17 protein-coding genes and 1 riboswitch are annotated in these 20,445 nt (G+C 69.0%); of the genes, 13 read left to right on the forward strand and 4 right to left on the reverse strand.

What is annotated here, in order from left to right:
* The first annotated feature begins 36 nt into the window (after window positions 1–36).
* From U4Z31_RS06180 to U4Z31_RS06205, 6 genes are all read left to right on the forward strand, one after another.
* Window positions 37–549 carry a chemotaxis protein CheW gene (locus tag U4Z31_RS06180; protein WP_124486486.1) on the forward strand — a complete coding sequence of 171 codons (513 nt, stop codon included), beginning with the start codon at window positions 37–39 and terminating at the stop codon, window positions 547–549.
* On the forward strand, window positions 546–1,973 hold the full coding sequence (locus U4Z31_RS06185) for a CheR family methyltransferase (protein ID WP_321809751.1): 1,428 nt from the start codon (window positions 546–548) through the stop codon (window positions 1,971–1,973). The genes U4Z31_RS06180 and U4Z31_RS06185 overlap by 4 nt, the downstream gene beginning before the upstream one ends.
* A gap of 45 nt (window positions 1,974–2,018) precedes the next feature.
* A complete protein-coding gene (locus U4Z31_RS06190; protein WP_044849304.1) occupies window positions 2,019–2,723 on the forward strand; it encodes a chemotaxis protein CheW in 705 nt (234 codons plus the stop codon).
* Window positions 2,720–5,035, forward strand: coding sequence for a hybrid sensor histidine kinase/response regulator (locus U4Z31_RS06195; RefSeq protein WP_321809752.1), 2,316 nt, complete (start codon window positions 2,720–2,722; stop codon window positions 5,033–5,035). The genes U4Z31_RS06190 and U4Z31_RS06195 overlap by 4 nt, the downstream gene beginning before the upstream one ends.
* Window positions 5,032–6,051: a chemotaxis response regulator protein-glutamate methylesterase gene (locus tag U4Z31_RS06200; RefSeq protein ID WP_044846626.1), complete on the forward strand. Its 1,020-nt coding sequence runs from the start codon at window positions 5,032–5,034 to the stop codon at window positions 6,049–6,051. Before U4Z31_RS06195 ends, U4Z31_RS06200 begins: the two co-directional genes overlap by 4 nt.
* A 60-nt stretch (window positions 6,052–6,111) precedes the next feature.
* Window positions 6,112–6,215, forward strand: a riboswitch (Fluoride riboswitch).
* 79 nt (window positions 6,216–6,294) lie between these two features.
* On the forward strand, window positions 6,295–7,536 hold the full coding sequence (locus U4Z31_RS06205) for a voltage-gated chloride channel family protein (RefSeq protein WP_124486483.1): 1,242 nt from the start codon (window positions 6,295–6,297) through the stop codon (window positions 7,534–7,536).
* A gap of 93 nt (window positions 7,537–7,629) precedes the next feature.
* Here the strand turns inward: U4Z31_RS06205 and U4Z31_RS06210 are convergent, their stop codons facing one another.
* Window positions 7,630–8,343, reverse strand: a complete 714-nt coding sequence (locus U4Z31_RS06210) for a riboflavin synthase subunit alpha (RefSeq protein ID WP_321809753.1) — start codon at window positions 8,341–8,343, stop codon at window positions 7,630–7,632.
* A 254-nt stretch (window positions 8,344–8,597) separates the two neighbouring features.
* On the opposite strand from U4Z31_RS06210, the gene U4Z31_RS06215 reads away from it, so the two are divergent.
* Window positions 8,598–9,569: a phosphatase PAP2 family protein gene (locus U4Z31_RS06215; RefSeq protein ID WP_044846623.1), complete on the forward strand. Its 972-nt coding sequence runs from the start codon at window positions 8,598–8,600 to the stop codon at window positions 9,567–9,569.
* Between the two features lie 79 nt (window positions 9,570–9,648).
* Here the strand turns inward: U4Z31_RS06215 and U4Z31_RS06220 are convergent, their stop codons facing one another.
* The gene (locus tag U4Z31_RS06220; RefSeq protein ID WP_124646457.1) at window positions 9,649–11,511 is read right to left on the reverse strand and encodes an ABC transporter ATP-binding protein; all 1,863 of its coding nucleotides are present in this window, start codon (window positions 11,509–11,511) and stop codon (window positions 9,649–9,651) included.
* 486 nt (window positions 11,512–11,997) lie between these two features.
* Between U4Z31_RS06220 and U4Z31_RS06225 the strand changes: the two genes are divergently transcribed.
* Window positions 11,998–12,879 (forward strand): Dyp-type peroxidase, encoded by an 882-nt coding sequence (locus U4Z31_RS06225; protein ID WP_321809754.1) that lies wholly within the window; start codon window positions 11,998–12,000, stop codon window positions 12,877–12,879.
* A gap of 100 nt (window positions 12,880–12,979) precedes the next feature.
* Here U4Z31_RS06225 and U4Z31_RS06230 read toward each other — a convergent pair whose 3' ends face one another.
* Window positions 12,980–13,381, reverse strand: a complete 402-nt coding sequence (locus U4Z31_RS06230; protein ID WP_321809755.1) for an OsmC family protein — start codon at window positions 13,379–13,381, stop codon at window positions 12,980–12,982.
* 118 nt (window positions 13,382–13,499) lie between these two features.
* Window positions 13,500–14,420 carry a LysR family transcriptional regulator gene (locus U4Z31_RS06235; protein WP_321809756.1) on the reverse strand — a complete coding sequence of 307 codons (921 nt, stop codon included), beginning with the start codon at window positions 14,418–14,420 and terminating at the stop codon, window positions 13,500–13,502.
* 479 nt (window positions 14,421–14,899) lie between these two features.
* Here U4Z31_RS06235 and U4Z31_RS06240 point away from each other — a divergent pair, with 479 nt between their 5' ends.
* The 5 genes from U4Z31_RS06240 to U4Z31_RS06260 all read left to right on the forward strand — a co-directional run bounded on the left by U4Z31_RS06240 (window position 14,900) and on the right by U4Z31_RS06260 (window position 20,224).
* A complete protein-coding gene (locus U4Z31_RS06240; RefSeq protein ID WP_321809757.1) occupies window positions 14,900–15,973 on the forward strand; it encodes a helix-turn-helix domain-containing protein in 1,074 nt (357 codons plus the stop codon).
* Window positions 15,922–17,238 (forward strand): Nramp family divalent metal transporter, encoded by a 1,317-nt coding sequence (locus tag U4Z31_RS06245; protein ID WP_044846617.1) that lies wholly within the window; start codon window positions 15,922–15,924, stop codon window positions 17,236–17,238. Before U4Z31_RS06240 ends, U4Z31_RS06245 begins: the two co-directional genes overlap by 52 nt.
* A gap of 80 nt (window positions 17,239–17,318) precedes the next feature.
* Window positions 17,319–17,906, forward strand: coding sequence for a phosphatase PAP2 family protein (locus U4Z31_RS06250; RefSeq protein ID WP_321809758.1), 588 nt, complete (start codon window positions 17,319–17,321; stop codon window positions 17,904–17,906).
* Window positions 17,907–18,384: 478 nt separating this feature from the next.
* Window positions 18,385–19,173, forward strand: a complete 789-nt coding sequence (locus U4Z31_RS06255) for an SDR family oxidoreductase (RefSeq protein WP_321809759.1) — start codon at window positions 18,385–18,387, stop codon at window positions 19,171–19,173.
* A gap of 34 nt (window positions 19,174–19,207) precedes the next feature.
* Window positions 19,208–20,224: an NADP-dependent oxidoreductase gene (locus U4Z31_RS06260; RefSeq protein ID WP_321809760.1), complete on the forward strand. Its 1,017-nt coding sequence runs from the start codon at window positions 19,208–19,210 to the stop codon at window positions 20,222–20,224.
* The last annotated feature ends 221 nt before the right edge of the window (window positions 20,225–20,445 follow it).

A 20,445-nucleotide genomic window follows, 5' to 3' on the forward strand; every position in this document is an offset into this window, starting at 1 on the left:
GTTGCGCACCAGCGTGTCGCGCTTCAAGGTCGACGCGTGACGCGCGTCGAGTCGCACGGCGCCGCGCACGCGCTGTTCCTGATGTTCGAGCTCGACGGCGAGCGCTACGCGCTCGACGCGGCCGACATCGACGAGGTGTTGCCGCTCGCGACCGCCAAGGCCGTGCCCGGCGCGCCCGAATGGATCGCCGGGCTGCTGATGCGCGGCGGCCAGCCGGTGCCCGTGATCGACGTGCCGATGCTCGCGCTCGGACGGCGCGCGCATGCGTTGCGTTCGACGCGGCTGGTGATGGTCCGCTACCGCGCCGGGCAGCTCGACCGCGAGCGCGTGATCGGCCTGATCATCGAGCGCGCGACGCAGACGCTGCGGATCGACCGCACGGCGTTCCGCGCCAGCGGCGTATCGACCGCGCGCACGCGCTGGCTCGGGCGCGTCGCGAACACGCCCGACGGGATCGTGCAGCAGGTCTCGGTGTCCGACCTGATCGACGACGTTGCGCGCCTGTATCTGTTCGACGGCCTGCCGGGCCACGGAGGGGAATCCGCATGAAAGAGTCCGATTCGCGATTTCGCGGCTGGCTGCTGCGCGAGACCGGCATCGACCCCGATTCGCTCGGCAACGATTTTCTGAGCCGCGCGCTGACGGAGCGCGTGCAGGCGCTGCAGGGCGACGGCGAGCGGCTGCCGTCGGCGGCGCGGCCGCCCGTCACGCCGGAAGCGCTCGACGCGTACTGGCAGCACCTCAACGCGTCGGCCGACGAACGGCGCGCGCTGATCGATCTGTTCATCGTGCCGGAGACGTGGTTCTTCCGCGATCGCGAGGCGTTCGCAACGCTCGCGCGGCACGCGGCCGAGCGGCTCGCCGCGACGCCCGGGCGCGTGATCCGCGTGCTGAGCGCGCCGTGCTCGACCGGCGAGGAGCCGTATTCGGCGGCGATGGCGCTGCTCGACGCCGGGCTCGAGCCGGCCAGCTTCACGATCGACGCGCTCGACCTGAGCGCGCGCGCGATCGAACAGGCGCGGCTCGGCTGCTACGGGCGCAATGCGTTTCGCGGCACGGCGACCGAGTTCCGCGGCCGCTACTTCACGCCGGTCGCCGACGGCTGGCTGCTCGACGAGCGCGTGCGCGCGTGCGTGCAGTTTCGCCAGGCGAACCTGGTCGAACCCGGCACCGATACGGGCATCCGCTACGATTTCGTGTTCTGCCGCAACGTGCTGATCTATTTCGACCGCGACGCGCAGGACCGTGTGATCGGTTCGCTCGAAAGCGCGCTCGCCGACGACGGCATGTTGTTCGTCGGGCCGGCCGAAACGGGCGTCGCGATGCGGCACGGGATGCGTTCGGCCCGCGTGCCGCTCGCGTTCGCGTTTCATCGCGGGCGCGATGGCGCCGCGGCGGACGGGTACGCGGCCCGCCATGCGGCACCGCTGCCCGCGGTTGCGCCGTACCGGCGCGCCGAGCGTTTCGCCGTGGCGCCGCCGGCTGCGACGCGCCCGCTGCTGGCCGTCGTCCCGCCGGCGTGGAGCGATGCCGCGCCGTCGCGCGCTGCCTTTGAACCGGCCGGGCGACCGACGGCGTTCGGGCCGCGGGCCGACGCGCGCGTCGACCCGCTGGCCCATACGGCGAACGTGGCCGACACGCCCGCGCCGGCGCCGGCGGCCGCCGACGGCGCCGCGCCGACGCTCGAGGAAGCGCAGGCGCTGGCCAACGCGGGCGCATTCGACGAGGCCGAGCGCGTGCTCGCGCAGTTCTCCGCGCACGCCGGGCCGCACGCCGACGCGTTCTACCTGAACGGGCTGATCGCGGATGCGCGCGGGCGGGTCGCGGAAGCGGGCGATTTCTACCGGAAGGCGCTGTATCTGCGGCCGACGCACCACGAAGCGCTGACGCATCTCGCGACCTTGCTGGACGTCGGCGGCGACGGCGCCGGCGCGCAATGGCTGCTCGAGCGTGCGCGGCGCTCGGCCGGATAACGAGAATACGGGTTGGGAGCCGACATCGGGATGACCGAGGAACGAATGAACCGCGACGCCGTTGCCACTGACGACACGACGATCGGCGTCGACGATTGCTGGAACCGGATCGGCACGCACGGCGACCGCTCGTGCGAGCGGCTGGCCGATTGCCTGCGCTGCCTGAACTGCCCGGTCTACGCGTATCACGCGGCGAAACTGCTCGAACGCCCGCTCGGCGCCGCCGAGCTGGCCGACGCGACGCAGCGGATCAGCGCGTTCGACGCGACCCGCGCGCACGGCGACGACGATACGCATCAGGCGGCACTGGCGTTTCGCGTCGCCGACGAATGGCTCGCGCTGCCGATCGGCGTGCTGCGCGAGATCGCCGGCACGCGTCCGATCCATTCGCTGCCGCACCGTCGCCATTCGGCCGTGCGCGGCGTGGTCAACATTCGCGGCACGCTGCGCATCGCGATCTCGATCGGCGCGCTGCTCGGCCTCGACGCGGGCAAGGGCCGCGAGGGTGGCGCGGACGGCCGTTTCACGCGGCTGCTGGTCGCCGCGCACCAGGGCGAGCCGGTGGTGTTTCCGGTCGACGAAGTCGAGGGCGTGCTGCGCTTCGGCGCATCCGAATGGGTGCCCGTGCCGGCGACGGTCGGGCGCGCGAGCGCCGGCCTGTCGCGCGGCGTGCTGTCGTGGCGCGGCAAGTCGATCGGCTTGCTCGACGACGATCGGCTGTTCGACGCCGTGACACGGAGCATGCGATGAGCGGTGATGACGATCTGAGCCAACTGTCGCTGCTCGAGCTGTATCGCGAGGAGACGCGCACGCAGACCCAGGCGCTGTCCGAGCGCCTGCTCGCGCTCGAATCGGGCGAGCCCGACTCCGTCGCGCTCGAGGCGTGCATGCGCGCCGCACATTCGCTGAAGGGCGCCGCGCGCATCGTCGGCGTGCCGCTCGGCGTCGACATCGCGGGGCGCATGGAAGAATGCTTCGTCGCGGCGCAGGCCGGCACGATCGCGCTGACGGCCACGCATGTCGACGTGCTCCTGGCCGGCGTCGACCTGCTGGTGCGCGTCGCCGATCCGCAGGCGCAGCCCGTGTCGCCGGCGGAGATCGAGGCGTTCGCGCTGGCGCTGACGGGCGCCGACGGCGCGCACGCGATGCCGGCACCGGCTTTCGCGCCGCCGCCGGCGGCCGCGGCGCCGTCCGTCGTGCCGTCTCGCGAGCACGACGGCGCCGCGAACGAGCCCGTGGGGGCCGGCGCCGCGGTGCCGCCGCTCGCGCTGCCGGCGGCCATGCCCGATCCGGTCCAGGCCGGCCGCGCGGCCGGCGCGGGCGCGATGCGCCGCGTGCGGGCCGATACGTTGAACCGGCTGCTGAGCCTGTCCGGCGAGTCGCTCGTCGAATCGCGCTGGCTCAAGCCGTTCGCGGAGTCGATGCTGCGCGTGAAGCGCGCGCAGCGCGACGCGGCCCGTTCGCTCGATCTGTTGTACGAACAGTTTGCCGACGATCTCGACGCGGGCGTGCTCGCGTCGGTGAACGAAGTGCGGCACATGCTCAACGACCTGCAGCGTTCGCTCGCCGAGCGCATGGACGAATTCGACCGCTTCGAGCGGCGCAGCACGCATATCGCCGAACAGCTGTACGACGAGGCGCTGCAGTGCCGGATGCGGCCGTTCGGCGACGCGACGCGCGCGTATCCGCGGATCGTCCGCGATCTCGCGCGCTCGCTCGGCAAGCAGGTGCGCTTCTCGATCGTCGGCGAAGGCACGCAGGTCGACCGCGACATCCTCGACCTGCTCGACGCGCCGCTCGGCCACCTGCTGCGCAACGCGATCGACCACGGCGTCGAAGCGCCCGACGCGCGCCTCGCGCGCGGCAAGCCGGCCGAGGCGAGCGTGACGCTCGAAGCGCGGCATAGCGCCGGCTCGCTGCTCGTCAGCGTGATCGACGACGGGCCGGGCGTCGACATGGATGCGTTGCGCACTGCGGTCGTGCGCCAGCGCCTGACCGACGACGAGACGGCCGCGCGGCTGTCCGATCCCGAACTGCTCGAATTCCTGCTGCTGCCGGGCTTCTCGATGCGCGATGCGGTGACCGACGTGTCGGGGCGCGGCGTCGGCCTCGACGCGGTGCAGGAGATGGTGCGCGGCGTGCGCGGCGCGGTGCGCATCTTCAACGAGCCCGGCGCGGGCATGCGCTTCGTGCTGCAGTTGCCGCTCACGCTGTCGGTGATCCGCAGCCTGCTGGTCGAGGTCGGCGGCGAGCCGTACGCGTTCCCGCTCGCGCACGTGCGCCGCACGCTCGAACTGTCGCACGACGACATCGACGTGCTCGAAGGCCAGCCGCATTTTCCGTTCGACGGCCGGCGCGCGGGCCTCGTCGCCGCGCACCAGCTGCTCGATGCCGGCGAGCCCGGCGTCGCGCGCGCGAGCACGGCGGTCGTGGTCGTCGGCGGCGAGCCCGAGCTCTACGGTGTCGCCGTCGACCGCTTCCTCGGCGAACGGATGCTCGTCGTGCAGCCGCTCGACAGCCGCCTGCACAAGATCCAGAACATCGCCGCCGGCGCGTTGCTCGAGAACGGCGACCCGGTGCTGATCGTCGATGTCGAGGACCTGATCCGCTCCGTCGACAAGCTCGTGCGCGGCGGACAGCTCGCGAAACTCACGCGCGACCGGCAGCTCGCGCTCGCCGACCGGCGCCGCCGCGTGCTCGTCGTCGACGATTCGCTGACGGTGCGCGAGCTCGAGCGCAAGCTGCTGGAAAAGCGCGGCTACGACGTGACCATCGCGGTCGACGGGATGGACGGCTGGAATGCGGTGCGCAGCGACGCGTTCGACCTAGTCGTCACCGACGTCGACATGCCGCGCATGGACGGGATCGAACTCGTCACGCTGATCAAGGGCGATCCGACGCTCAAGCGCGTGCCGGTGATGATCGTGTCGTACAAGGATCGCGACGAGGATCGCCGGCGCGGGCTCGACGCCGGTGCCGACTACTACCTCGCGAAGAGCAGTTTCCACGACGAGGCGCTGCTCGACGCGGTGCACGACCTGATCGGGGACGCACGCGGATGAACATCGGCATCGTCAACGATCTGCCGCTTGCCGTCGAGGCGCTGCGCCGCGTGATCGCGCTGCGCACGGATCACCGCGTGCTGTGGGTGGCGACCGATGGCGACGAGGCAGTGGATTTCTGCGTCGCGCATCCGCCCGATCTCGTGCTGATGGATCTCGTGATGCCGAAGCTCGACGGCGTGGCCGCGACCCGGCAGATCATGGCGCGCGCGCCGTGCGCGATCCTGATCGTGACCGCGAGCGTCAGCGCGAACACGTCGTCGGTCTACGAGGCGATGGGGGCCGGCGCGCTCGACGCGGTCGACACGCCGACGCTCGCGCTCGGCCTGCCGTCGGATGCGGCGCCGCAGCCGCTGCTCGCGAAGATCGACCAGATCGGCCGGCTGCTCGAAAGCCGGACCACGACGCTCGTGCCGCCCGGGCCGGCACCCGCGCGCGGCCAGCCGACGCTGATCGCGATCGGCGCGTCGGCGGGCGGGCCGACCGCGCTCACCGCGCTGTTGCGCGCGCTGCCGGCCGATTTTCCGGCTGCGCTCGTGATCGTCCAGCACGTCGACCAGGCGTTCGCGGTCGGCATGGCGGAGTGGCTCGACGGCTATACGCGGCTGCCCGTGCGCGTCGCGCGGCAGGGCAGCGTGCCGCAGGCGGGCGAGGTGCTGCTCGCGGCGACCAACGATCACCTGTACATCTCGCCGCGCGGCGTGCTCGGCTATACGCGGCATCCGGCCGAGACGCCGTACCGGCCGTCGATCGACGTGTTCTTCAACAGCGTCGCCGACGGCTGGGAGGGCGACGCGCTCGGCGTGCTGCTGACCGGGATGGGGCGCGATGGCGCGCTCGGGCTGAAGGCGATGCGCGCGAAGGGGTGCTACACGATCGCGCAGGACGCGGCGACGAGCGCCGTCTACGGGATGCCGAAGGCGGCCGCGGCAATCGGCGCGGCGTCGGCGATCCTGCCGCTCGACCGGATCGCGCCGCAACTGATTTCACGCGTGACGCGCATGCCGCTCGACTGACGGCGCGCCGCGGCCCCGGCGGGGCCGCATTGCGTGCGCCGTGCGGCGTCGCGTACAATTGCCGCCTGCGGAGATGGCATGCCTCCCTGCGGTCGATCCCGGCGCGTCGCGCGCGGTTCGGCCCTCAACCGCCGGTTTGCCCGGCTGATGATGCCTGCGTGTTCCTGGGTCGTCAGGAGGTCGCAGGCCGTCCATGCGGTATTCTGCCGCCCAGGTTTTGATGTCCCGTCGAATCTGGAAATCATGTTTTTCTCGACTTCTGCCGATTTTTTCGCGACCGTGCGCTACGTGTGCCGCTGGCTCGCGCTCTCTGCGTTGCTCGGCGCGCTGGCCGGCACGGCTTCCGCGTTGTTCCTGATCGCGCTCGACTGGGCGACCGGCACGCGCGTCGCGCATCCCTGGCTGCTGTGGGGGCTGCCGGCCGCCGGTTTGGCGACCGGCTGGGTCTACCACCGGTTCGGCCAGTCGGTCGCGCGCGGCAACAACCTGCTGATCGACGAGATTCACGACCCGAAGGCGCTGGTGCCGAAGCGGATGGCGCCGCTCGTGCTCGTCGCGACCGTCGTCACGCACCTGTTCGGCGGGTCGGCCGGCCGCGAGGGCACGGCCGTGCAGATGGGCGGCGCGCTCGCCGATCGCGTCACGCACCTGTTCCGGCTCGATCGCGAGCATCGGCGCGTGCTGCTGATGGGCGGCATCGCGGCCGGGTTCGCGTCGGTGTTCGGTACGCCGCTCGCGGGCGCCGTGTTCGGGCTCGAGGTGCTCGCGATCGGGCGCGTACGGTACGACGCGCTGCTGACCTGCGTCGCGTCTGCGATCGTCGCGGATGTCGTGTGCCGCGCGTGGGGCGTGCATCACACCGCTTATGCGATTCCCTTCGTGCCGGCCGTGTCGGCGACGAGGCTGGCCGCGACGGTCGTCGCGGGTGTCGCGTTCGGCGTCGTCGGCCGGCTGTTCGCGTTCGCGACGCACGCGCTGACCGCGTGGTTTCGCCGCGTGATCCGCCATGCGCCGCTGCAGCCGGTGCTCGGCGGCCTGCTGGTCGCGGTGGCCGCCACCGTGCTGAACGTGCCGCAGTATCTCGGGCTCGGGATTCCGACGATCGAAGCCGCGTTTCACGGGCCGCTGCCGGCTTACGATTTCGCGGGCAAGTTCGCGTTCACCGTCGTCACGCTCGCGTCGGGGTTCAAGGGCGGCGAAGTGACGCCGCTGTTCTACATCGGCGCGACGCTGGGCAACGCGCTCGGACAGGTGCTGGCGCTGCCGGTGCCCGTGCTGGCGGGGCTCGGTTTCGTCGCGGTGTTCGCGGGCGCGGCCAACACGCCGATCGCGTCGACGATCATGGCGATCGAACTGTTCGGCGCGGATGTCGGCGTGTATGCGATCGTCGCCTGCGTGGTCGCCTATCTGTTTTCCGGACACGCGGGGATTTATCGCGCGCAGCGGGTGGCGGTGGGGAAGGGGGCGCAGGCGGAGGCGGAGTAAGGCGGCGTGCGGGGCGGCCGACCGGGCGCATCGCGACGGAAGCCGACGCCCGGTGATCCCGGGCATCAGCGGGAACGGCGGCGCTCTTCGCCGTTACGCCTTCGGCAGCTTCGCGACGTTCCGCGCGAGCAGTTCTTCGATATCGATGCCCTTCTCCGCGAGCAACGTCGTGACGACGCCGGTCAATTCCCCGAGGGTTTCCTTGACCGACTCGCGGATCGTATCCACGACGACCTGCGTGCTGCGCTCGATCTCGATATTGACCTTGTCGTCGACGCCCTTCGCATCGAAGGTGGTCGCGCGTCGCGTTTCGGGAATCAGCCAGACGTCGAACCAGCCTTCGTCGCGATTGACGTCCGACACGGTGAGGCTGCAGCCGTTGATCGCGATATAGCCTTTCGCAAACACGTAGCGCCTGAAATCGGCCGGCACGCCGATGCGGATCATCCGGTTGTGTTCGGACGACGCGATGTTCGCGATCGTTCCCATGAAGTCGACATGTCCGGACAGCGGATGTCCGCCGATTTCAGCGCCGTCCTTCGCGGCCCGCTCGACGTTGATCCGGGCGCCGGTCGTGAGGTCGGCGAGCGTGGTGATGCGCAGGCTCGGCAACATCACGTCGAAGTCGATCAGCTCGGGCGAGTGGATGGTCGTCACGGTCAGGCAGACGCCGTCGACCGAGACGCTCGCGCCGATCTCGATGTCGGTGGTGAACCGCTCGGGGAATTCGATGCTGAACATTCTCAGTTCGCCGTGATCCTTGATCGCCTTGATGACGCCAACACCCTGAACAATGCCTGTAAACATGATCCGCCTTTCGTCGCAAATTGCCTGGCCGGTATGATAAGTGATCCCGGCGGGCGGCGTCGGGGCCGGATGCGTCGGCGTCGCCTGACGGACGGCGGCGTATTATTCTCAAGCACCGGCTGGAATGCGGTACGAGGCTATGGAGCGCAGTTGCACGATGCGCCTGCATTTGCGGGTGTACGGGGAACGCGGTACGTGCGGACAACGTCCGGCTCGAGCCTCGGGGATCGACAGAAAAGAACGAGAAAAGGGGTATGTCGAAGAATATGCGGAAAATCTACGTGACCGCGTGGTGGGTGACCATCATGCTGATAATCGTCGACGTGATCTGGGCATACCGCGTCGATTTCCGGATTGCGAAGGGCAGTCTGGTCGAAAGCGCGCAAATGCTGTCCGTCGTTCTTGCCGTCACCGCAGCTTCCTGGCTCGCCTCGCGCCCATCGTACAAAGTGCCGGCCAGGAAGGCGTTCTACGAGAATGTCGCGCAATCGTTCCAGTGGATCGCGTTGTTGTCGGTGTTCACGCATGCAGGCGCGCTCCTTCAGTATCTGGCTGTGGCGACCGATCTGCCGCTCGTGAGCGATGCGTTGGTATCGATCGATGCCGCGCTCGGGTTTCACTGGCTGCAAGCGTATAGATGGGTGACCGCAAATCCCGGTTGGCATGCCGTGCTCGGATTCGCGTATGCGTCCGGCAGCGTCCAGCTCCTTGCGATCCCGATCATTCTCACGCTGACGTCGAATTCGAAAGACTACGCCGAGTTTGCGGTGCAATTTATCGTCGCAGTCTTCGTGTCGATTCTGATCGCGGCATGGCTGCCGGCCGAGAGTGCGTTTCTTCACTTCGACATTCGCGATCCAGGTACGATTTCCACCGTATCGGACTTTGCGCCGTTGCGAAGCGGAGTCGTCCGGGAGCTGGCTTTCGCTTCGTCCCAAGGGCTCATTTCCTTTCCGTCGCTGCACACCATCCTTGCACTGTGCTTCGCGTACTCGCTGCGGCATGTGCGTATCGTCTTCCCGGTCGGAATCGTGCTGAACGGCATGATGATCGTATCGACGCCTACGCAGGGAGGGCATTACCTGTGCGACGTATTGTCGGGGCTGGTCATCGGCGTATTGCTGATTTACCTCGTTCGCAAGGGGTTTGCCGGGCAGCGCACGGCGGCTCGCGTGGCGCCGTCGAATGGAATCGACGACGCACGCAACGGCCTCGTGAATTCCTGACGATCGCATCGACGTCCCCGCATGACGCAACCGGCCGCGGCGGCGGTGCGCCGCGCATCCGGTTGCGATCGGGGCGCCATCAGGCTTGCGCCGGCTCCCCAAGCGGCCCGGCATGACCGTCCGCCGTGCGCCGCGGCGGATCGATCAGGCCCTTCGCGAGTTCCAGCGCCTGCCGCTCGAACAGCCGGCGATACGTCCCGCCGTCGATGCGGATCAGCGCGTCGTGGCTGCCTTCCTCGATCACCTTGCCGCGCTCGAGCACGATCAGACGGTCGAGTGCGCGCACCGTCGACAGCCGGTGCGCGACGACGAGCGTCGTGCGCCCGACCATCAGCCGCTCCATCGCCTGCTGGATCAGCACCTCGCTTTCGCTGTCGAGGCTCGACGTCGCTTCGTCGAGGATCAGGATCGGCGCATCCGCGAGGAACGCACGCGCGATCGCGACACGCTGGCGTTCGCCGCCCGACAGCTTGATCCCGCGCTCGCCGACGAGCGTGTCATAGCCGTCCGGCAGCGCGACGATGAAGTCGTGCGCGCTGGCAAGACGCGCGGCGCGCTCGATCTCCGCACGGCTCGCGTCGGGGCGCGCATACGCGATGTTCTCCGCGAGCGTGCGGTGGAACAGCACGGGTTCCTGCTGGACGATCGCGATCTGGCTGCGCAGCGAATCCTGCCGCACCTGCGCGATGTCCTGGCCGTCGATCGTGATGCGGCCGCCCGACACGTCGTACAGGCGCTGGATCAGCTTGATGAATGTCGTCTTGCCCGACCCGGAATGGCCGACGAGGCCCACGCGTTCGCCGGGCGCGATGCGCATCGAGAAGTCGTCGTACAGCGGCACCGGATGGTTGCCGTAGCGGAACGTCACGTGCTCGAAGCGGATCTCGCCTTGCCCGATCCGGATCGCGGGCGCGCCGGGCCGATCGTCGATGCCGAGCGGCTGGCGCTCGAGCGCGACGAGCTCTTCCATGTCGTTGACCGAGCGCTGCAGGTTGCGAATGTGCATGCCGACGTCGCGCAGGTAGCCCTGCAGCATGAAGAACATCGTCAGCGAGAACGCGATGTCGCCGACGCTCGCTTCGTCGTTCGCCCACAGCCGCAGCGCGACGCCGATCATCGCGGCCTGCATCGCGACGAGCATCGCGCCCTGCAGCCCGCCGTTGAACGTGCCGCGCACCCACGTGCGGCGCGTGCGCTGGCGCCACTTGCCGATCACGCGATCGAGCCGCGCTTCCTCGCGCGTTTCCGCGCCGAACGCCTTGACGACCGCGTTGCAGCTCACGGCGTCGGCGAGCGCGCCGCCCATGCGCGTGTCCCACAGGTTGCCGAGTCGCGCGGCCGGCGCGACGATGCCGAGCGACACCGCGACCGTCACCGAGATGTACAGCAGCGAACCCGCACCGACGACGAGCCCCATCACCGGCCAGTGCGTGCCGAGCAGCACGGTCGCGCCGACGAGCATCGTGACCGACGGCAGCAGCGCGATCAGCACCGTGTCGTTCAGCAGGTCGAGTGCCCAGATCCCGCGCGTGATCTTGCGCACGGTCGACCCCGCGAAGCTGTTCGCGTGCCAGTCGGTCGAGAAACGCTGCACGCGATGGAACGACGCCGCGGCGATCTCGCTCATCATCTTCAGCGTGAGCGTGATGATGTTCAGGTAGACGCCCTGCCGCAGCAGCGTCGCGCCGATGCCGAGCGCGGCCAGCGTGCCGAACGCGGTGACGGCCGCATGCCACGCGGCGGCGCGGTCGGTCGGGCCGCTCGACAGCGCATCGACGAGGCGCCCGGCGAACAGCGGCGTGAGCACGTCGGCAAGCGCGCCGAGCAGCGCCAGCGTCGTGATCGTCGCGATGCGCACCGGCTGCTTGCGCCAGTAGCGGAACGTGAAGCCGAAGACGGCCTGGAATGCCTGGCCGCCCAGATGGGTGGTTTTTCTGGTCATGTATCGTTGCCCGGCGCATCGCGCGACGGGACTTTCCGGTTCGGAGAACGTCGAAAACGCGACAGCCGGACCGCGCGCACGACGCGGGCGAAACGAAACGGGCTGTCGGGAAATTGCGCGGGCGGGCGGGTTAGCGGAGCACCCGGAAGCCGGCGCGGACGACGGGCTGGATCAGCCGCGTCGTGGGACCACGTTCGGGAAGGTTGCTGGCATTCGGAACATCTGCACCTCCCTGAAGTGAACGGTTGAAAGGACGCCGAAAAAGACGTGAAGGAATTTTATCAGCAGAGCCGGACGCGCTGCAACGTCTGACGAATGCGGCGTTGCAGCAGCGATGCGGTTAGTATTCGGGGTTTTGGCCCTCTTTCGTGCGTGTTCCGCGGTGCGGTGCCGCACGGGGCGGCGGGCGGCATCGATTACACTCTGCCGTTGCGCGCCGGCCGCTGCGGCCCCGCGGATTCACCCCGATACACTCCTGAGGAAACGATGAGCGACGTTCAGCAAGGCATCCTGGCTCCGATCGACACGGCGGCCCGATACCTCACTTTCACGATTTCGAACAACGTCAATGTGGCCGCGGCGCTCGCGGCATTGCGCGAACTCGTCGACGGGCGCGACACGGTCGCAGGCTTCGGGCACGCGCTGGCCGCGCATCTCGGCCGCCCGGTTCCGGGGCTCACCGAATACCCGGCGTTCGCGGTGAACGACCGTACGCTGCCGATCACGCCGGCCGACGTCTGGGTCTGGCTGCGCGGCGACGATCGCGGCGCACTCGTGCTGCGCGCACGGGCGATCGAGCGGGCGCTCGCGCCGGCGTTCGTGCTGCAGGACGCGGTCGACGGGTTCCGCTATTCGAACGATCGCGACCTGTCGGGTTACGAGGACGGTACCGAGAACCCGACCGGCGACGACGCGCTGGCCGCGGCGGTCGTCACGGGGCAGGGCGCGGGGCTCGACGGTTCGAGCTTCGTCGCGGTTCAGCAATGGCTGCATGACTTCGACCAGATGGAGCGCATTGCGTCGGGCGACATGGATCACATCATCGGCCGCCGCCGCTCGGACAACGAGGAACTCGACGACGCGCCCGAGTTCGCGCACGTGAAGCGCACCGCGCAGGAGAGCTTCGAGCCGGAGGCGTTCATGCTGCGCCGTTCGTCGCCGTGGTCCGATGCGCGCCGCGCGGGGCTCTACTTCGTCGCGTTCGGCCGCTCGTTCCGCGCGTTCGACGTGCAGATGCGCCGGATGAGCGGCGCGGACGACGGCATCGTCGACGGCCTGTTCCGCTTCACGCGACCGCTGACGGGCGCGTATTTCTGGTGCCCGCCGGTGAAGGACGGCAAGCTGGACCTGTCCGCGCTCGGACTCTGAGCGCCGGACGACATCCGCAAACGGGCGGGCCGCGCATCGCGCGCGGCCCGCCCGTTTTGCTTATGACGCGGCGATCGCGTGCGGCGCGATACGCCGTCCGTCAGTTCAGCGTCGTTTCGATGCGCGTGCCGCGCTTGACGAACAGCGTCACCGGCGTCTTCTCGCAGATTTCCGCGAGCCGCTGGCGCTGCGCATCGTCGAGAGGGCCGTCGAGCGTCACGACGCGGCGCACGTATTGCTGCCCTTCACGATCGGCATGCAGTTCGGTGCGCACGTCGATGCGCGTGGCCGGCCACGTCTTGCGCTGCATGTACATGCGCAGCGTCGCGGCCGTGCATTGCGCGAGGCCGGCCAGCACGAACTCGAACGGCGCCGGCCCGAGGCCCTGTCCGCCTTCGCGCGGCGCTTCGTCGCCGGTCAGCGCGTGCGTGCCGGCCTGCAGCTGGACGACGTAGTCGGGCGCGTCGGCGGCGAGGGTGGCGGCAGCATGGATGAGCGGCATGGCAAGTCTCCGGTAAGCGGGAAAGAGGCGGCCGCGACGATGCGCGGCGTGCGAGCCGTCAGCATACCGTCTCGAGGAAAAACGCGGGCGCTACGCGCGTCGCCGGGGCTCGCCGGGATCAGCCGGCGACGCCGGCACTCCGGCGCACGAGCGTGGCGACGCGTTCGCGCACCCACTGGTGCGCGCGGTCGGTCTCGCGCGACTCGTGCCAGTACGCGAGCAGCGGAAACGGCTTGAGCCGCAGCGGCAGCGGCTGCACGGCGATCGGCAGCATCGCCGCCATGCGCAGCGCATACGTGCGCGGCAGCGTCAGCAGCAGGTCGCCTGCCGCGGCGATCTGGCAGGCGGCGAAGTAATGCTGGCAGACGAGCTGGATGTGACGGAAGCGCCCGTCGTTGCCGAGCAGCACGTCGAGCGATTGGGGTTCGCCGAGCGACGACACCGCGACATGCCGCGCGGAGAAATAGTCGCTGCGCCGCAGCGGACCGCCGGTCAACGGATGATCGTGCCGCATCGCGACGACGAGCGAATCGTCGAGCAGGTGCTCGGTGACGATGCGCGGGCCGGTCTGCACGCGTCGATCGACGGCCAGATCGAGATTGCCCGACGCGAGTTCGCGTTCGATGTCGTGCACCGCGACGCGGCGGCTCACGAATCGCAGGCCCGGCGCTGCGCCGGCGAACGCGGCGACGATCTGCGGCAGCGCGATCGATTCGAGCACGTCGCGAATGCCGACCGCGATGCTCAGGTCGAGCGTCGCCGGGTCGAATGCCGCCGGGTCGCGCGCGGCGCGCTGCAGGCCGGCGAGGTGAAGCTGCACGTCCGCGATGATCGCGCGCGTGCGCTCGGTCGGCACGACGCGGTTGCCCTGGCGCACGAACAGCGGGTCGTCGAAATGCGCGCGCAGCCGGTTGAGCGCATGCGTGACGGCCGGCTGCGTCAGGTGCAGCGCACGGGCGGCCGCGCCGATGCCGCCGTGCACGTAGACCGCATCGAGCACGCGGAACAGGTTCAGGTCGAGACGATGGTCGGCGGGCACGGACGAAGGCGGCGTGGTGGGCGGTGGGGCGATTCTAATGGATGCGCGAACAACGGAACGCGGGTGCGCGTTGTACAGGCGATCGATGCCGTCCGATGCATGCCGATGACGATCGTCCCGCTACGCGAGCGTGCGTGGAGCCGATGCGCGATGCGAGGCAGGCGTCACGATGCGAGTCCGCCCGTCGACACGCGCATTTCCGGGCGGCCAGATCATCGGTCGGCGATAGCCTGTAAAAATCCGCCATCATGCTGTCCCGGTCGGCCATTTCGTGACAAAGAGACGACCCGTTCGGCTAGTTCGGCTAAGATGCCGTCGCTTCATATTTCGAGATAGCCGTCCCTGTCGCACGTGTTCAAACCAAATATAAGCCTGACAGTTCGACGGCAATTAAAAGAAGTCGAAACAGTCCGGGGGCTTGGCCAGTGGAAGCAGCAGATCAGAGGTGGGTCGTAATCTATTTGAGTACGGGGTTTTCCTTGGCCGAGGCCGCGCGTCTGAGCGAGGCCTTCAACCTGGCGAATCGCCTGAACGCGTTCAATGCGGATTACCAGCTGAAGTACGTATCCGAAAACGGGGGCTTGCTGCAGTCGTCGTCCGGTGTGCAGATCGCGGCCGATCCGCTCGGTGACGAGCATGGCCATCGTGCACACGCGTTCTTTCATCTTCATGGTGAGCGCGCGTCGATCAACTGGAACGATGCGTTGCGGCGCCGCCTGAGCGACATCCGCCGCCATGCGCGCTGGATCGTCGATGCGATGGGCCTGTCGACGCTCGCCGCGTCGCAGCGGCAGACGGAAGTCGATCGCCCGCGAACCGATCGCACCCGCGGTGCGGCGGCCACGATCGAACTGCAGGCCGGCGAGGCCGACGTGTTCGCGACCGTGCTCGACATGTTCCGCGCCGATCTCGGCGACAGCGCCGCACAGGAGATCGCCAGCAACCTGATGCAGCCGGTCGAGCAGCGCTATGCGCAGTCGATGTGGGCGTTTCGCGAACTGAGCGCGAGCCCGTCGATCCGGATGTCGGTGCAGCGGCTGCGCGCGCAGAGCGCGAACCGCATTTCGGTTGCGGAAGTCGCGCAGACGGTCGCGATGAGCGAGCGCAATTTCCTGCGGCGCTTCAAGAAGGAAATCGGCGTGACGCCGACCGAGTTCGTGCAGCACGTGCGGCTCGAGCGCGCCTGCCACATGCTGGTCCACACGACGCTGCCGGCCGACAAGGTCGCGCGGCGCACGGGCTTCGGCAGCGGCGAGCGTCTGGCCAAGCTGTTTCGCCAGCGCCTGCTGGTGTCGCCGACCGAATTTCGCGTCGCCGAGCGCGAGCGGATCCTGACGAACGGTGCCGGGACGCCGCACCCGCAGGCCGATCGGCAGCCCGCGCCGCGGCTCGCGACTGCCGACGGCGAGCGGGCGAGCCGGGGTGTGCGCGGCGATGCGCGGGAGAAAGCGGGGCGGATGAACGTAAAATCACCGTGTCGCGATCACGATCCCCGGTTTCCATGCCCCTGCTTCCCACTACCGCCACAGCCCCCTTCTGCCCGTCGGAAGTAAAGGGCAGCATCACGATCGACGCCGGCGCGTCGCGCTGGATGAAGCTCAAGCGCTTCTTCGGCCCGGGCCTGCTGGTCGCGATCGGCTATATGGATCCCGGCAACTGGGCCACCGACATCCAGGCCGGCTCGCAATTCGGCTATTCGCTGCTGTGGGTCGTCGCGTTCTCGAGCCTCGCCGCGATCTTCCTGCAGATGCTCGCCGCGCGGCTCGGCCTCGTCGCGGGCAAGGATCTCGCGCAGGCCAGCTACGACCGCTATGGCACCTTCGGCCGCATCGTGCAGTGGGTGACCGCCGAGGTGTCGATCATCGCGTGCGACATCGCCGAAGTGCTCGGCTGCGCGCTCGCGTTCAAGCTGCTGCTCGGCGTGCCGCTCGCGTGGGGGATCGTGCTGACCGCGCTCGATACGGTGATCGTGCTCGGGTTGCAAGGCAAGGGCGTCCGGCAGATCGAGGCGATCGTGCTCGGATTGATCGCGACGATGGCGTTCTGCTTCGTCGCGCAGGTCGCGATCACGCCGCCCGACTGGCATGCGGTCGCGAAGGGGCTCGTGCCGGGCAATCCGGGCCATGACCGCAAGGACGCGATCGTGCTCGCGCTCGGCATCGTCGGCGCGACGATCATGCCGCACAACCTGTATCTGCATTCGTCGGTCGTGCAGACGCGCCATGTCGTCGGCGGCGCGCGCGGCCTGATCCGCGACACGCTCGCGCTGGTGCGCATCGACACCTGCGTGTCGCTGTTCGTCGCGATGCTCGTCAATGCGGCGATCCTGGTCGTCGCGGGCGCGGCGTTCCATGCGACCGGCCAGCACGACGTGACCGACATCGAACAGGCGTACCGGCTGATCACGCCGATCGCGGGCGGCGCGGCCGCGCTGCTGTTCGGCATCGCGCTGCTCGCGTCGGGGCAAAGCTCGACGCTGACCGGCACGATCGCCGGCCAGGTGATCATGGACGGCTTCCTGCATACGAAAATCCCGTGCTACCAGCGCCGGCTGATCACGCGCGGGCTCGCACTGGTGCCCGCGCTGATCGGCGTGCTGTGGCTCGGCGAAAACTCGGTCGGGCAATTGCTCGTCTGGAGCCAGGTGCTGCTGAGTCTGCAGCTGCCGTTCGCGATGTGGCCGCTGATCCGGTCGGTCAGCGATCGCAACACGATGGGCGAGCATGCGATCGGCCGCAGGATGCAGGCCGCCGCCTGGGTACTGTTTGCCGTCATCACCGGCACGAACCTGCTGCTGATCACGGGTGTCGCGGGCTGACACAGCTTGTCACAGGCTGAAACAGGCGCGTGGCACGCCTGCGTTAAACTGCGCCTTTTGCCAGCCGTTCGACGTCCGTCATGTGGAGTGAAATCAGCAACATCGGCGATGCCGCGCTGACCTTGCCGGTCGCGCTGACCTGCGCCGTCTGGCTCGCGCTGTCCAACTGGCGGCTCGCGGTGCGCTGGATCGTGCTGCTCGCGGCCGGCATGAGCCTGGTCGGGGCGACCAAGATTCTCTATGCAGGCTGCGGTGTCGAGATCCCGCAGCTCGATTTCCGTGTGATCAGCGGCCATACGATGCTGTCGACGTCCGTGTGGACCGTCGCGCTGTCGATGCTGTGGCAGGCATTCCGTCCGGGCAAGGAGCCGGGCGTGGCGGCCGGTCTCGTCGTCGGCGCGCTGACGGGCGTCGCGCGCGTGTTCGACCATTCGCACACGGTCCCGGAAGTCGTCGTCGGCTGGCTGCTCGGCGCGCTGGTCGCACTGGTGTTCCTGCGCGCCTACCGGCGGGCGCACAAGCGCGCGTTCTCGCCGCGCATCGCGGCCGTCTGCCTGCTCCTCGTGTCCGGCATCGCGTACGGGCATCGCGCACCGTTCCAGCAGATGATCGACACGCATTCCCCGCAGTTCTGCGCGTTCATGCGCACGTCCGGCGACGGGTTCTGAAGGCTGTTCGTTGCCGCGCGTCGGTGCGCCGGTGCCGGATGCGGTCGTCGCCGCGGCGGTGGCCCCCCGAGTCCCGTCCCATTCCTTCTTGGTTATTGTCAAAAGCCGTTTCCCGGTCGTTATCGAGCCGACATCGGCGATGATCGGCCGTGCCGTGCCGTGCCGTGCCGTGCCGTGCCCGCCCGTCCGCCCGTCCGCCCGTCCGCCCGTCCGCTCGTCCGTCCCGCCGCCCGCGGATCCGAAGGTCATGAGTGATGTCTATGACCGGGCATTACGAAGATTCATTTCATCGATTGGCGGCAATCGCGTACGCTGGCGTTCGTTCGAGCGGGGCCGGCAGCGGCCGGCCGCCGGATTCGTCCGGCGCGGTGCGGCCGGCTCGCTATACTCGCGCATACCGCGCGGCCGTCGGCCGGCGCACGGCAACCGCCGTCGCGGCACCGGTCCGCCGCGACGATTCACGACAGGAGCAGGTCCCATGACAATCGTTTCCCCGCGCCTCGCAGGCAAGTGCGCGTACATCACGGGCGCCGCCGGCGGCCTCGGCCGCGCGATCGCGCGCCGGATGGTCGAGCAGGGCGCGCGCGTGTTCCTGACCGACGTTGCCGACGCGGCGGTGCTCGATGCATTCGCCGACGAACTCAACGCGGGCCACGCGACGCCGGTCGCGTTTGCCGCGACGCAGGACGTCCGCGACGAAGCGCGCTGGCAAGCGCTGCTCGCGCAGGCGGTCGATGCGATGGGCGGGCTGTCGGTGCTCGTCAACAACGCGGGTGTCGGCTCGATCGGCTCGCCCGCGCAGATCGAACTGGACGAATGGCGGCGCGTGATGGCGGTCAACGTCGAGAGCATCGTGCTCGGCTGCAAGCATGCGCTGTCGTATCTGGCCGAGAGCCATCCCGCATCGATCATCAACATCTCGTCGGTGGCCGCGTTCAAGGTCGAGCCGGATTTCACCGCGTACAACGCGTCGAAGGCCGCGGTCGCGTCGCTGACGAAGTCGGTCGCGATCGACTGCGCGCGCCGCGAGCTCGACGTGCGCTGCAACTCGATTCACCCGGCGTTCATTCGCACGGGGATCGTCGAGCCGCTGTTCCAGTCGCTCGGCGAACGCGATGCGACGCGCAAGCTCGCACGCGGCATTCCGCTGCGCCGGCTCGGCGAACCGGACGACGTCGCGCATGCGGCCGTCTATCTGGCATCCGACGAAAGCCGCTTCGTGACGGCCGCCGAACTCGTGATCGACGGCGGCATGTGCGCGGTCTGACGCGCATCGATAAACACAACCGGAGGAGAACATCGTGTCGACACCCGTGAACCGCCAATTGCTGCTGAAGACACGCCCGGAAGGGCGGGTCGGCCGCGAACACTTTTCGTTCGTCGAAACGCCGGTGCCGGCGCTCGCCGACGGCGAAGTGCTCGTGCGCGTGCTGTATCTGTCGATGGATCCGACCAACCGCGTGTGGATGAGCGACGTGCCGCAATACCTGCCGCCCGTCGCGATCGGCGAAGTGATGCGCGCGCTCGGCATCGGGCGCGTGGTCGCGTCGCGCCACGCGGGGTTCGCGCAAGGCGATCTCGTGCAGGGGCTGCTCGGCTGGCAGGACTATGCGCGGGTGCCGGCCGACCAGGCCGCGCAACTCGTGAAGCTGCCCGCGCAGTCGGGCCTGCCGCTGCCGACGCTGCTCGGCGCGTGCGGGATGAGCGGCCTGACCGCGTACTACGGGCTGACCGACATCGCGCCGGTGCAGCCTGGCGAGACGCTTGTCGTGTCAGCGGCGGCCGGGTCGGTCGGCTCGATCGCCGGCCAGATCGGCAAGATCCACGGTGCGCGCGTGGTGGGCATCGCGGGTGGCGCGGACAAGTGCCGCTACCTGACCGAGACGCTCGGCTTCGACGCGGCCGTCGACTACAAGGCCGACGATTTCCGTGAGCAGCTGAAGGCGGCGACGCCGGACGGCGTGCACGTGAACTTCGAGAACGTCGGCGGCGAGGTGATGCGCGCGGTGCTGTCGCGGATGGTGATCGGCGGGCGCGTCGCGCTGTGCGGCGTGATCTCGAACTACAACAGCGGCCGCGCGGCGGACGACGTCGGCGTGCTGATCTCGAAGCGGATCACGATGCGCGGCTTCCTGATCCTCGACTACCGCAAGAGCCGCGAAGCGGTGCAGACGCTCGCGGGATGGCTGCGCGACGGCCGGCTCAAGGCCGAGGAAACCGTCGCCGACGGGCTCGAAAACGCCCCCGACGTGCTGAACCGCCTGTTCGACGGCGATCATCGCGGCAAGCTCGTGCTGCGCGTCGATCCGGATGCATGAGCCGTCGCGCTCGGGCGCATTGAGTCCGAATATTCCGGTATAAGTTTAGGACTTGTCTCATATATTGTTCCGGTCGCTCTCCCTAAAGTAATTGCCGGCAAGCGGCGGCGTGACCTGCGCGTCACGCCGCCGTTTTCATTTGCGTGGCGAGAAGCGGGAAGGGAGGCGGAACATGCAGATGAAGACAACATGGGCGGCACCGGCACCGACGGCGGCTCGCG

The organism is Burkholderia sp. BCC1985, assembly GCF_905339915.1.
In the GTDB taxonomy this organism is placed as follows: domain Bacteria; phylum Pseudomonadota; class Gammaproteobacteria; order Burkholderiales; family Burkholderiaceae; genus Burkholderia.

Excerpts from the sequence above, each read along its gene's own strand:
- U4Z31_RS06215 (WP_044846623.1), top strand. The coding sequence starts at position 8,598 with ATGTCGAAGAATATGCGGAAAATCTACGTGACCGCGTGGTGGGTGACC.
- U4Z31_RS06250 (WP_321809758.1), top strand. The coding sequence starts at position 17,319 with ATGTGGAGTGAAATCAGCAACATCGGCGATGCCGCGCTGACCTTGCCG.
- U4Z31_RS06210 (WP_321809753.1), bottom strand. The coding sequence starts at position 8,343 with ATGTTTACAGGCATTGTTCAGGGTGTTGGCGTCATCAAGGCGATCAAG.
- U4Z31_RS06255 (WP_321809759.1), top strand. The coding sequence starts at position 18,385 with ATGACAATCGTTTCCCCGCGCCTCGCAGGCAAGTGCGCGTACATCACG.
- U4Z31_RS06225 (WP_321809754.1), top strand. The coding sequence starts at position 11,998 with ATGAGCGACGTTCAGCAAGGCATCCTGGCTCCGATCGACACGGCGGCC.
- U4Z31_RS06220 (WP_124646457.1), bottom strand. The coding sequence starts at position 11,511 with ATGACCAGAAAAACCACCCATCTGGGCGGCCAGGCATTCCAGGCCGTC.
- U4Z31_RS06190 (WP_044849304.1), top strand. The coding sequence starts at position 2,019 with ATGAACCGCGACGCCGTTGCCACTGACGACACGACGATCGGCGTCGAC.
- U4Z31_RS06185 (WP_321809751.1), top strand. The coding sequence starts at position 546 with ATGAAAGAGTCCGATTCGCGATTTCGCGGCTGGCTGCTGCGCGAGACC.
- U4Z31_RS06205 (WP_124486483.1), top strand. The coding sequence starts at position 6,295 with ATGTTTTTCTCGACTTCTGCCGATTTTTTCGCGACCGTGCGCTACGTG.
- U4Z31_RS06245 (WP_044846617.1), top strand. The coding sequence starts at position 15,922 with ATGCCCCTGCTTCCCACTACCGCCACAGCCCCCTTCTGCCCGTCGGAA.
- U4Z31_RS06200 (WP_044846626.1), top strand. The coding sequence starts at position 5,032 with ATGAACATCGGCATCGTCAACGATCTGCCGCTTGCCGTCGAGGCGCTG.
- U4Z31_RS06230 (WP_321809755.1), bottom strand. The coding sequence starts at position 13,381 with ATGCCGCTCATCCATGCTGCCGCCACCCTCGCCGCCGACGCGCCCGAC.
- U4Z31_RS06195 (WP_321809752.1), top strand. The coding sequence starts at position 2,720 with ATGAGCGGTGATGACGATCTGAGCCAACTGTCGCTGCTCGAGCTGTAT.